This window comes from Nocardiopsis prasina DSM 43845, assembly GCF_000341265.1.
GTDB lineage: Bacteria > Actinomycetota > Actinomycetes > Streptosporangiales > Streptosporangiaceae > Nocardiopsis > Nocardiopsis prasina.
On sequence record NZ_ANAE01000107.1, the window covers coordinates 1 to 12136 of the forward strand.

At 72.1% G+C, this 12136-nt stretch carries 9 protein-coding genes; 7 read left to right on the top strand and 2 right to left on the bottom strand.

Going from position 1 to position 12136, the window contains the following annotated elements; translation table 11 throughout:
- From D452_RS0109715 to fdhD, 4 genes are all read left to right on the top strand, one after another.
- Positions 1 to 794 (top strand): molybdopterin oxidoreductase family protein (locus tag D452_RS0109715; RefSeq protein ID WP_017543956.1); only part of this gene is annotated, 794 nt, incomplete at its 5' end.
- Between the two features lie 213 nt (positions 795 to 1007).
- A complete protein-coding gene (locus tag D452_RS0109720; RefSeq protein WP_017543957.1) occupies positions 1008 to 3188 on the top strand; it encodes an NAD(P)H-dependent oxidoreductase subunit E in 2181 nt (726 codons plus the stop codon).
- Positions 3185 to 4126 carry a 2Fe-2S iron-sulfur cluster-binding protein gene (locus D452_RS0109725; protein WP_017543958.1) on the top strand — a complete coding sequence of 314 codons (942 nt, stop codon included), beginning with the start codon at positions 3185 to 3187 and terminating at the stop codon, positions 4124 to 4126. The genes D452_RS0109720 and D452_RS0109725 overlap by 4 nt, the downstream gene beginning before the upstream one ends.
- Before the next feature lie 137 nt (positions 4127 to 4263).
- Entirely contained in the window at positions 4264 to 5145 is an 882-nt protein-coding gene (gene fdhD, locus D452_RS0109730; RefSeq protein ID WP_017543959.1) for a formate dehydrogenase accessory sulfurtransferase FdhD, read from the top strand.
- Between the two features lie 124 nt (positions 5146 to 5269).
- On the opposite strand, the gene sucD is transcribed toward fdhD, so the two are convergent.
- Both sucD and sucC read right to left on the bottom strand, forming a co-directional pair.
- Positions 5270 to 6151, bottom strand: a complete 882-nt coding sequence (gene sucD / locus D452_RS0109735; RefSeq protein ID WP_017543960.1) for a succinate--CoA ligase subunit alpha — start codon at positions 6149 to 6151, stop codon at positions 5270 to 5272.
- Between the two features lie 30 nt (positions 6152 to 6181).
- Complete coding sequence (gene sucC, locus D452_RS0109740) at positions 6182 to 7297, bottom strand: ADP-forming succinate--CoA ligase subunit beta (protein ID WP_394297085.1); 1116 nt, start codon at positions 7295 to 7297, stop codon at positions 6182 to 6184.
- Positions 7298 to 8349: 1052 nt separating this feature from the next.
- On the opposite strand from sucC, the gene D452_RS31330 reads away from it, so the two are divergent.
- The 3 genes from D452_RS31330 to frc all read left to right on the top strand — a co-directional run bounded on the left by D452_RS31330 (position 8350) and on the right by frc (position 12136).
- Positions 8350 to 9108, top strand: coding sequence for an MFS transporter (locus tag D452_RS31330; protein ID WP_239646359.1), 759 nt, complete (start codon positions 8350 to 8352; stop codon positions 9106 to 9108).
- A gap of 76 nt (positions 9109 to 9184) precedes the next feature.
- Positions 9185 to 10891 (top strand): thiamine pyrophosphate-binding protein, encoded by a 1707-nt coding sequence (locus tag D452_RS0109750; RefSeq protein WP_017543962.1) that lies wholly within the window; start codon positions 9185 to 9187, stop codon positions 10889 to 10891.
- A 15-nt stretch (positions 10892 to 10906) separates the two neighbouring features.
- Positions 10907 to 12136, top strand: coding sequence for a formyl-CoA transferase (frc, locus tag D452_RS0109755; protein ID WP_017543963.1), 1230 nt, complete (start codon positions 10907 to 10909; stop codon positions 12134 to 12136).

Below are 12136 nucleotides of genomic sequence, written 5' to 3' on the forward strand. Positions count from 1 at the left end.
TTCCGGCCAGCGCCGCCTGGTGCGAGTCCGACGGCACCTTCACCAACAGCGAGCGGCGGGTGCAGCTGGTCCGCAAGGCCCTGGACCCTCCGGAGGGCGCCAGGGACGACATCGAGATCATGTGCGCGCTCGCGACCCGTCTGGGGTACGACTGGGAACGCCCCTCGGCGGAGGAGATCTGGGACGAGGTGCGCTCGCTGTCCCCCATGCACCGGGGCATGAGCTACGCGCGCCTGGCCGAGCACGACGGCATCCAGTGGCCCTGCTACTCCGAGGACACCCTGGAGCCCAGCTACCTGCACTCCCGGCTGTGGTCGAAGGACCCGCTCGAAAGGGGTGAGCCCGCACCGTTCGGGATCGTCGGGCACTCGCCACCGGTGGACCTGCTGGACGAGGACTTCCCGTTCCGGCTCACCACCGGCCGCCGCCTGGACGACTACAACACCGGCGTGCAGACCTCCGGCTTCTCCTCGCCGATGCGCCGTGGAGAACTGCTGGACCTGTCCCCGGAGGACGCGGCCAAGCTGGGGGTGGAGGACGGTGAGACGGTCCGGGTGACCTCGCGGCGCGGTTCGGTGCTGGTACCGGCGTCGGTCACCGAGTCCATGCGGCCCGGACTGGTGTTCATGACCTTCCACTTCCCGCACCAGGTGGACACGCAGCTGCTCACCATCGATGCCACCGACCCGATCGCCGGGACCGCCGAGTACAAGGCGGCGGCGGTACGCATCGAACGGGTGGGCCCGCGCCCCCGGAACCAGGGACGGGAGGCCCCCGAACGGGTCTCGGGCTGAGTCACCCGGCCCGAGCACGTGGAGGCGGGCCGAGCACGGCGCGGGCCGTCCCACCAGCCCCGGTGGGACGGTCCGCCCGGTGTGCCCGGAGGGCGACCCCCGTCCCCCAACTCACTTGGGGAACGAGGGTTGTCAATCCGCAACACCCATCTTACTGTCTCTTGTATACAGAATCCTGTGATCTGTCTTACACATGATTGAGGTGATCCGGGCGTGGACCTGCGACTTCTGGACGAGGTGGCCACCGACGCCGAACGCGACGCCGTCGACACACTCCTGGGAGCACCCGAATCCGGCTGGGAGGGCGGGACCCGCCAGGACTCCGACCTGCGCTACGCACGGGGCGGACACGCCGCACGCGACCGGCGCGACCTGCTGCTGCCCGCGCTGCACGCCGTCAACGACCGCGTGGGCTGGATCAGCCGCGGCGCGCTCAACCACATCTGCCGCAGGCTCACCGTCCCCCCGGCCGAGGCCTACGCCGTGGCCTCCTTCTATGCCATGTTCGCGCTGCACGAGCGCCCCCGCCGGGTCGTGCACCTGTGCACCGACATCGCCTGCGCGGCCTCCGGTTCCGGCGGGCTCCGCGACCGCCTGAACGCCCGTCTGGGCCCGCCCGGCGGTCACCCCGACGGCCCCGAGGCCCCCGGAACCACCTGGCACGAGAGCCCCTGCCTGGGCCTGTGCGAGCGCGCCCCCGCCGCGCTCGCCCTTGAGGCCGGGAGCCCCGCACGGTACGCGGTCGCGGCCCCCGCGACCCCCGACTCCCTCGACGACCTCGCCGACGCCCCGCCCCCGGAGACGGAATCGGCGGCCAGCGCCGAGGACGGCCCGGCGCACGATGGCGCGCACGCCCCGGACGACACCACCGGCACCGACGGCACCGACGGCACCGCCGACGGCTCAGCGAACGCCGCCCCGCCGACCCCGGCCGGCGCCGTCAACGTCGACAACGGGCGCTCCCCCGACAGCCACCGTCCCGGCACCACCACCTACGCGTCCGACCCCCTCCTCGGCGGCGCCCCCGAACCCGACCCGGCGGCCGCCGTCCCCGACGCCGGCTCCCCCGGCCACGTCCTGCTGAGCAGGATCGGCCGCGTCGACCCCCTCAGCCTCGACGACTACCGCGCGGCGGGCGGATACTCCGCGCTCCGCGAGGCCCTGCGCCTCGGCCCCGCCGGGGTGATCCGCGAGGTCACCGACTCCGGTCTGGTGGGCCGGGGCGGCGCCGCCTTCCCCACCGGGCGCAAGTGGAACGCCACCGCTCAGCAGCCGGACACCCCGCACTACCTGGTGTGCAACGCCGACGAGAGCGAGCCCGGCACCTTCAAGGACCGGGTCCTCATGGAGGGCGACCCCTTCTCCGTGGTCGAGGCCATGACCGTGGCCGGGTACGCGATCGGCGCCCGCACCGGCTACCTCTACATCCGGGGGGAGTACCCGCGCGCGCTGCGCCACCTGGAGAACGCGCTGTCCCTGGCCCGGGAGCGCGGCCTGCTCGGCCCCGACGTCCTCGGATCCGGCTTCTCGTTCGACATCGAGATCCGGCGCGGTGCTGGCGCCTACATCTGCGGCGAGGAGACCGCCATCTTCGGGTCCATCGAGGGCCAGCGCGGCGAGCCCCGCACCAAACCGCCCTTCCCCGTGGAGAAGGGGCTGTTCGGCAAACCGACCGCAGTGAACAACGTGGAGACCCTGGTCAACGTGCTCCCCGTGCTCCTCATGGGCGGGCCCGCCTACGCCGCCGTGGGCACGAAGGGCTCCACCGGACCCAAACTGTTCTGCGTGTCCGGCGGGGTGCGCCGCCCCGGACTGTACGAACTGCCCTTCGGCGCCACCCTGGGCGACCTCGTCGAGGCCGCGGGCGGGATGCCCGAGGGGCGTTCCATCCGGGCCGTGCTCCTGGGCGGGGCGGCCGGAACCTTCGTCCGCGGCGACGAGCTGGACATCCCGCTGACCTTCGAGGGAGCGCGGGCGGCCGGGACCTCGCTGGGGTCCGGCGTGGTACTGGTCCTGGACGACACCGCCGACCTCGGTGCGACCCTCGCCCGGGTGGCGGCCTTCTTCCGGGACGAGTCCTGCGGTCAGTGCGTGCCCTGCCGGGTGGGGACGGTACGCCAGGAGGAGTCGCTGCTGCGGCTGCGCTCCGGTGCCTCACCCGCCCGGGAACTGCCCCTTCTGCGGGAGGTCGGACGGGCCATGCGGGACGCGTCCATCTGCGGCCTGGGCCAGACCGCCTGGAACGCGGTGGAGTCCGCGATCGACCGGCTCGGCCTCTATTCCGGGACCGGCCCCGACGGCTCCGGCGCCGCCGACCCCGACCATCCGCGCGACCCCGACCCCGCGCACACTCCAGCCCCGGGCGACCGGGCTGCGACCGAGGAGGCCCGATGACCGTCCCCGTACTCCTGCCCACCCCCCGACGCCTGATCGACGCGACCATCGACGGCGAGACCGTCCGGGTGCCGGAGGGCACCACCGTCCTGGAGGCCTGCTCCTCGGCCGGGACCGAGGTCCCCACCCTCTGCCACGGCGACACACTCACCCCCCGCAACGCCTGCCGTGTGTGCGTCGTCGAGGTGGAGGGCGCCCGCACCCTGGCCCCGGCCTGCTCACGCAAGCTGGAGGAGGGCATGAGCGTGGCCACCGACTCCGAAAGGGTGCGGCACAGCCGTAAACTGGTCCTCGAACTGCTGGGCTCCTCGGTGGACCTGTCCACCACCCCGAAGGTCTCCGAGTGGATGGAGCGCTACGAGGCGGAGCCGGAGCGGTTCGGGCCCCGCGCCGAACCGGCCGCGCTCGGGGTCCGTGACGCCCGGCGCGCGGGCGAGCACGAGCCCGGCGACGGCGGGGCGGCCGCCACGGTCGAGCAGCCCGCCAAGGTGGACAACGACCTCTACGTGCGCGACTACTCGAAGTGCATCATGTGCTACAAGTGCGTGGACGCCTGCGGCGACCAGTGGCAGAACACGTTCGCGATCGGGGTGGCCGGGCGGGGGTTCGACGCCCGCATCTCCACCGAACACGACGTGGAGCTCCCCGATTCGGCCTGCGTGTACTGCGGGAACTGCATCGAGGTCTGCCCGACCGGGGCGCTGTCGTTCGCCACCGAGTTCGACATGCGCGCGGCGGGCACCTGGGACGAGGAGAGCCAGACCGAGACGACGACGATCTGCACCTACTGCGGTGTGGGGTGCAACGTCACCCTGCACGTCCAGGAGAACGAGATCGTCAAGGTGACCTCGCCGCACGACAACCCGGTGACGCACGGCAACCTGTGTATCAAGGGCAGGTTCGGCTTCCAACACGTGCAGCGGCGCGGCGACGGCTGAGGCACCGGACGGTGGCCTGGGCCTCTCGGGGCGGTCTGTCCTCCATACGCCGATTTGACGTTTCGTCCCCTCGACACCGAATGTCGGGAAGAGTAGACCAGTAAACGCACTCGTGCACCGGAAGGCGGTGGTGGGGAATGGGACGGGTGACCGCCCGTGAGAAGGTCCTCCGGATCAGAGAGGGAGTCGAGAGCGAACGCATCGACACTCTCGTGGTGGAGGAGCCGCTGGAGATCAGGCTGGACGGCGCCCCGTTGAGCATCACCATGCGGACCCCGGGGAGCGACTTCGACCTCGCCGCCGGGTTCCTGGTGAGCGAGGGGGTGGTCTCCGAGGGGCCCGAGGTCACCGCCATCCGGTACTGCGCGGGGGCCACCGAGGACGGGTCCAACACGTACAACGTGCTGGACGTGTCCCTGGCTCCCGGGGTGGCACTCCCCGACACCTCGCTGGAGCGCAACTTCTACACGTCGTCCTCGTGCGGGCTGTGCGGCAAGGCCAGCCTGGACGCCGTGCGCACCAAGGCGCGGTGGCCGGTGTCCGACGACGGCCTGCGGATCGACGTGCCCACCCTCACCGTCCTCCCGGACCGGCTGCGTGAGGCCCAGCGGGTGTTCGACCGCACCGGCGGCCTGCACGCCGCCGGGCTGTTCACCGCCGACGGTGAGCTGCTGGCCGTGCGCGAGGATGTGGGGCGGCACAACGCGGTGGACAAGCTGATCGGCTGGGCCCTGCGCTCCGACCGCCTCCCGCTGAGCGGGACCGTGCTCATGGTGTCGGGCCGCGCCTCCTTCGAGCTGGTCCAGAAGGCGTGGATGGCGGGCATCCCCATGATGGCCGCCGTCTCGGCGCCCTCGTCCCTTGCTGTCGACCTGGCCACGGAGGCGGGCATGACGCTCGTCGGCTTCCTGCGCGGCAGCTCCATGAACGTCTACACCGGAAGGCATCGCGTTCTCCTGGAGAGGGCGCTCACCGCGTCCTCGGCGGCCCCAGGGGCTGCGCGCCCTCCGGAACGGTAGACGCGGACCTGGTTGGCGCGTTCCAGCCCCCCGCACCAACCAGGTCCGATACCGGCACACCCGGGGCGGCGGCATCCGTGCCGTCGCCCCGTCGCGGTGTCCCGGTCGATCCGACCGCTCGGCCTCAGCCCAGGAGCTCCCGGGTGAGGCGGGCGGTCTCGCTCGGGGTCCGGCCGACCCGAACCCCGGCCGCCTCCAGGGCCGCCTTCTTGGCGGCGGCCGTTCCGGAGGAACCGGAGACGATCGCCCCCGCGTGGCCCATGGTCCTGCCCTCCGGGGCGGTGAAGCCCGCCACGTAGCCGACCACGGGCTTGCTGACGTGGTCCCGGACGTAGGCGGCCGCGCGCTCCTCGGCGTCACCGCCGATCTCACCGATCATCACGATCACGTCGGTGTCCGGGTCCTCCTCGAAGGCGGCCAGGGCGTCGATGTGCGTGGTGCCGATGACCGGGTCGCCGCCGATCCCCACCGCCGTGGAGAAGCCGAGGTCCCGCAGCTCGTACATGAGCTGGTAGGTGAGCGTGCCGGACTTGGAGACGAGGCCGATCCGGCCGGGCCGGGTGATGTCGGCCGGGATGATCCCGGCGTTGGACTGGCCCGGGCTGATGAGGCCGGGGCAGTTGGGGCCGATGATCCTGGTGCGGTTTCCGCGCGCGGTGGCCAGGTGCCAGAAGGCCGTGGTGTCGTGGACCGGGACGCCCTCGGTGATGACGACGGCCAGGCCGATCTCGGCCTCGATCGCCTCCTCCACCGCGTCCTTGGTGAACCGGGGCGGGACGAACACCACGGTGACGTCGGCGCCGGTCGCCTTCACGCCCTCGGCCACGGAGCCGAGGACGGGCACCTCGGTGCCGTCGAAGTCGACGCTCTGACCGGCCTTGCGCGGGTTCACGCCGCCGACGACGTTGGTACCGGACGCGAGCATGCGCCGGGTGTGCTTGGTGCCCTCGGCGCCGGTCATGCCCTGGACGAGCACCCGGCTGTCCCTGTTGAGAAAGATGGCCATGGGTTTCTCCTGTCGAAGGGGGTGGGCCGGTCAGCGTGCGGCGAGTACGGCGGCGAGTTCGGCGGCGCCGTCCATCGTGTCCACCTGGCGCACGGCCGGGTGGGCGCGGGCGGTGAGGATCTGGCGGCCCTGCTCGGCGTTGTTGCCGTCCAGGCGCACCACCAGCGGCTTGCTGACGTCCTCGCCCTGGCTCTCCAGGAGTTCGAGGGCCTGCACGACGCCGTTGGCGACAGCGTCGCAGGCCGTGATCCCGCCGAAGACGTTGACGAACACGCTCCGCACGGCCGGGTCGCCCAGGATCACGTCGAGGCCGTTGGCCATCACCTCGGCGGAGGCGCCGCCGCCGATGTCGAGGAAGTTGGCGGGGCGGACGCCGCCGTGGTCCGCTCCGGCTTGGGCGACCACGTCCAGGGTGGACATCACCAGTCCCGCTCCGTTGCCGATGACGCCGACCTCGCCGTCGAGCCGCACGTAGTTGAGGCCCCGCTCACGCGCGCGGAGTTCGCGTTCGTCGGTCCCGGCGCCGTGGGTGAAGGGGGTCCGCTCCGGGTGGCGGTGGGCCGCGTTGTCGTCCAGCGTGACCTTGCCGTCGAGGGCGACGATCCGCCCGTCCGCGGTGCGGACCAGGGGGTTGACCTCGACGAGGGTGGCGTCCTCGCCCACCATCACGTCCCACAGGGCGGCGATGACCGTCGCGGCCCTGTCGCGGACCGCCTCGGGCAGTCCGGCGGCCGCGCAGATGCCCAGCGCCTCCTCCCGGCCCACCCCCTCGGGGCCGACCGGGGTGCGCACGACCGCGTCGGGTTCGGCGGCGGCGACCTCCTCGATCTCCATGCCGCCCCGTGCCGAGCAGATGGAGAGGAACCCGCGGTTGGCGCGGTCGAGCAGGAAGGAGAAGTAGTACTCCTCGGCGATGTCGCTCGCCTCCTCAACGAGGACACGGTGGACCGTGTGGCCCTTGATATCCATGCCGAGGATCTCCTCGGCCCGCGCTCGGGCCTCGTCGGCTCCCTCGGCCACCCTCACGCCGCCGGCCTTGCCTCGGCCGCCCGTCTTGACCTGGGCCTTGACCACGACCCTCCGGCCGAGGCGACCGGCCACCGACGCCACCCGTCCGGGGGTGTCGGCGATCTCGCCCTCAACCAGCGCGACCCCGTACTCACCGAAGATCTGTTTGGCCTCGTACTCGTGGAGATCCAACGCTCCTCCTCCGTCCGCTCGTCGCCCCCTCTCCAGTGATACTCCACATTGTATGCAGTATTCAATAGGCATTGTTGCCGAGATGACCCTTCACAAGCGTCGCCCCACTTTGCATACTGCATACAAGGAGGTCGCCATGTTCCCCCGCCATCTGCCCGAACCACCGCCCCGGCCCGCTCCACCGGCGCCGGAGCCCCCACCCGCCACCGCGTCGACGCCCACGCACGTCCACGACTGGCGGGGCAGGCGCTACACCGTCGGCCCCTCAGCCAGCAGGCTCACCGGAACACCCCGGTCCGTGCTGCTGGCCCGCGCGCTGATCGCCGTCGGGGCTGTGGGCGTGCTCCAGTTCGGCTACGGCGCGGCGGTCCCCCTGCTGACGGCGACGCACGGGTGGTCCCCCGCACAGGCCCTGACGCCGTTCCTGGTCTGGGCCCTGGTCCAGGGATCCCTCGCCCCCGTGCCGCGCCTGCTCCGGACGCGCGGTCTCCTCGACCCCGGCACGGCGATCTGCGTGGGGGCGGCGTTGTGCGCCGCGGCCGTGTACACGGTCGGACACTTCGGGGACCCGCTGGCCGCCGTGGTGGGGTACGGGCTGTTCGGCGGCGTGGGAGCGGGGCTGGTCTACCACTCCTGCGTGGACCTGGTGGGCGGCTGGTTCCCGGACCGGCGCACCGTGCGCCTGGGCGCCGTGGGCGGGGCCTTCGCCCTGGGCGCGGTACCCCTGCTGCCCGCGCTCGTCCTGGGGCCGCCCGGCGACCCCGGCGCCGCGGCCACCGTGCTCGCGGCGGCGGTCCTCATACTGGGCGTGGCGGGCGGCGCGGGCCAGCGCGGGGCCCCGGCGTTCTGGTGGCCCCCGGGGAGCGACCCCCGAGCGGCCGCGCTGCGGCGGGGCGCGGGGCCGCCCGCCNGCGGGCCAGGCGTGGGCGAGCGGGCACTCGCTCCACGCACTGCACGCGATCGTCGCGCTGTCCGGAACGGTCGGGCTGTTCACCCTCGTGGCACTCCCGCCCGTACTGTCGGGCGCGGGCCGCACCCCTTCGGAGATCGCGGTGGCCGTGACCGCGTTCGCCCTGGCCAGCGGGGTCGGACGGCTCGCCGCGAGCGGGGCGGCGGAGCGGGCCGGGCGGCGTCGGACCCTCGCCGCGCTGCTGGCGGCGACCACGCTCGGGCAGTCGGTCCTGGCCGCCACCGCCCCGGAGGGTCCGTTGCCGCTCCTGATCGCCGGCGTCCTGGTGGTGGGCGCGGGCACCGGTTCCTGCTATCCGCTGACCCGTGCGATCACCGAGGGGCACTTCGGTACGGGCCAACACAGTGGTACGGGCCAGCACCGTGGTGCAGGCCAGCACAGTGGTGCGCACCGTGGTGCAGGCCAACACAGTCGTACGGGCCAGCACCGTGGTACCGGCCAACACAGTGGTACGCACAGTGGTGCGGGGCAACGCGGCGGCGCGGGCCGGTTCCGCGCCCCCCGCGCGGACGACCCCGCCCGTTCGGCCGACCTCGCGGGGCTGGTCCACGGCTCCAAGGCGGTCGGCGGGCTGCTCGGCGTGGGCGGCGCGATCGCCCTGCTCGGTCTGGTCCCGGCCACCGCCCAACCCGTCGCTCTGGCCGCCTCCGGCCTGCTCACGGCCGTGGCCGCCGTCCTGACCGCGCGCCTGCGCCGCCCCCTGCCGATCCGGACGCTCCCCCACACTGCCGGGACAACGGAGTCCCACGGGGTCTGGACAGCGCGGCGCCGGAGTGTTCCAATGTGATGCACACGGTATACAGTATCCGATCTTCACTGAACCGTACGCTCCGCACCTCAGCACGAAAGGGGTCGTCGCACCGATGGCCGAAGGCAAGGTACCCACCGAAACGAACAGCGACAGCAGCACGATCTCCGGCGGCCACCTGGTCGCCAAGGCCCTCAAGGCCGAGGGGGTCGACGTCGTCTTCACGCTCTGCGGCGGCCACATCATCGACATCTACGACGGCTGCGCCGACGAGGGCATCGACGTGATCGACGTCCGGCACGAGCAGGTCGCCGCCCACGCCGCCGACGGCTACGCGCGCATCACCGGCAAGCCCGGCTGCGCGGTGGTGACGGCGGGCCCCGGCACCACGGACGCGGTCACCGGCATCGCCAACGCCTACCGCGCCGAGAGCCCCATGCTGGTCATCGGCGGCCAAGGCGCCCTCAGCCAGCACAAGATGGGCTCCCTCCAGGACCTGCCGCACGTGGACATGATCAACCCGATCTCCAAGTTCGCGGCCACCGTCCCGCACACCGAGCGCGTCGCCGACCTGGTCTCCATGGCCTTCCGCGAGGCCAACAACGGCGCCCCCGGCCCGTCCTTCCTGGAGATCCCGCGCGACGTGCTGGACGCCAAGGTCCCCGTGGAGCGGGCGCGCGTCCCCGCCGCCGGGCACTACCGGGCCTCCACCCGCCAGGCGGGCGACCCTGCCGCCATCGAGCGCCTCGCCGAGCTGATCGTGCGCTCGGAGCGGCCCAGCATCCTGCTCGGCAACCAGGTGTGGACCACCCGGGCCACCGACTCCGCCGTCGAACTGGTCCGCGCCCTCAACATCCCCGCGTACATGAACGGCGCGGGACGCGGCACCCTCCCGCCCGGGGACCCGCACCACTTCCAGCTCTCCCGGCGCTACGCCTTCAGCAACTCCGACCTCATCATCATCGTCGGCACGCCGTTCGACTTCCGGATGGGCTACGGCAAGCGCCTCTCCCCCGACGCGACCGTGGTGCAGATCGACCTGAACTACGCCACCGTCGGCAAGAACCGCGACATCGACCTCGGCATCGTGGGCGACGCCGACGTCATCCTGTCCTCGGCGCTCCAGGCCGTCTCCGGCTACGGCGACACCGGGGCGCAGGGCCGCAAGGGCTGGCTGGAGGAGCTGCGCACCCAGGAGCAGGCCGCGCTCGACAAGCGCGCGCACCTCCTGACCTCGGACTCCACCCCGATCCACCCCTACCGCCTGGTCAACGAGATCAACCAGTTCCTCACCGAGGACTCCGTGTACGTCGGCGACGGCGGCGACATCGTCACCTTCTCCGGCCAGGTGGTCCAGCCGAAGTCGCCCGGCCACTGGCTGGACCCGGGGCCGCTCGGCACGCTGGGCGTCGGGATCCCGTTCGTGATGGCGGCCAAGTACGCCCGCCCGGACAAGGAGGTGGTCGCGCTCTTCGGCGACGGCGCCTTCAGCCTCACCGGATGGGACTTCGAGACCCTGGTCCGCTTCGACCTGCCCTTCGTCGGGATCGTCGGCAACAACTCCTCGATGAACCAGATCCGCTACGGCCAGATCGCCAAGTACGGCGCGGACCGGGGCGAGCTCGGCAACACCCTGGGCGACGTGCGCTACTCCGAGTTCGCGAAGATGCTCGGCGGACACGGCGAGGAGGTCCACGACCCGGCCGAGATCGGCCCGGCCCTGTTGCGGGCCCGCGAGTCCGGCAAGCCCTCACTGATCAACGTCTGGATCGACCCCGAGGTGTACGCCCCGGGGACCATGAACCAGACGATGTACAAGTAGCCCGGAAGGAGAGTCATGGGCAAGGCACTCGACGGGGTCCGCGTCCTGGACATGACCCATGTCCAGTCGGGACCGTCCGCGACGCAGATCCTCGCGTGGATGGGCGCCGACGTCGTCAAGCTGGAGGCGCCCTCGGGCGACATCACCCGGCGCCAGCTCCGGGACCGGCCCGGCGTGGACAGCCTGTACTTCACGATGCTCAACTCCAACAAGCGGAGCATCACCCTCAACACCAAGAGCGCCGAGGGCAAGCGGATCTTCCTGGACCTGGTGCGCCGCAGCGACGTGCTGGTGGAGAACTTCGCGCCCGGAGCCCTGGACCGGATGGGGTTCACCTGGGAGGTGCTCGCGGAGGCCAACCCGAGGCTGGTCTACGCCTCGATCAAGGGCTTCGGGCCGGGCGCGTACGCGGACTTCAAGGCCTACGAGGTGATCGCCCAGGCCATGGGCGGCTCCATGAGCACCACCGGGTTCGAGGACGGCCCGCCGCTGGCCACGGGCGCCCAGATCGGCGACTCGGGCACAGGAATGCATACAGTGGCCGGTATCCTCGCCGCGCTGTACCAGCGGGTGCACACCGGCCGGGGCCAGCGCGTACAGGTCGCGATGCAGGACGCGGTGCTCAACCTGTGCCGGGTCAAACTGCGCGACCAGCAGCGGCTCGCGCACGGCCCGCTCTCGGAGTACCCCAACGACGACTTCACCGACGAGGTCCCGCGCTCCGGCAACGCCTCCGGCGGCGGACAGCCCGGCTGGGCCGTGCGCACCGCGCCCGGTGGCCCCAACGACTACGTGTACGTGATCATCCAGCCCGCGGGCTGGGCGCCCATCGCGCGGCTGATCGGCCGTCCCGAACTGGCCGAGGACCCCGAGTGGGCCACACCCGAGGCCCGGCTCGACAAGCTCGACAAGGCCTTCGCCCTGATCGAGGAGTGGTCCCGGGAACTGCCCAAGTGGGACGTGCTCTCCGCTCTCAACGCGCACAACATCCCCTGCGGGCCGATCATGTCCACCCGGGAGATCATCGAGGACCCCACCCTGCGGGAGAACGGCGTGGTCACCGAGGTCGACCACCCCGAACGCGGCAGTTACCACACCGTGGCCTCACCCATCCGCCTCTCCGACTCCTCGGTGGACGTCAGCCGGTCCCCCCTGCTCGGTGAGCACAACCCCGACATCTACCGCGACGAGCTGGGCCTGACCTCCGAGGAACTGGCGGAGCTCTCATCGAACGGAGTGATCTGA

Bases quoted from the DNA above. Each gene is read 5' to 3' on its own strand.
- D452_RS0109750 (WP_017543962.1), top strand. From the start codon at position 9,185: ATGGCCGAAGGCAAGGTACCCACCGAAACGAACAGCGACAGCAGCACG.
- sucD (WP_017543960.1), bottom strand. From the start codon at position 6,151: ATGGCCATCTTTCTCAACAGGGACAGCCGGGTGCTCGTCCAGGGCATG.
- fdhD (WP_017543959.1), top strand. From the start codon at position 4,264: ATGGGACGGGTGACCGCCCGTGAGAAGGTCCTCCGGATCAGAGAGGGA.
- D452_RS0109725 (WP_017543958.1), top strand. From the start codon at position 3,185: ATGACCGTCCCCGTACTCCTGCCCACCCCCCGACGCCTGATCGACGCG.
- frc (WP_017543963.1), top strand. From the start codon at position 10,907: ATGGGCAAGGCACTCGACGGGGTCCGCGTCCTGGACATGACCCATGTC.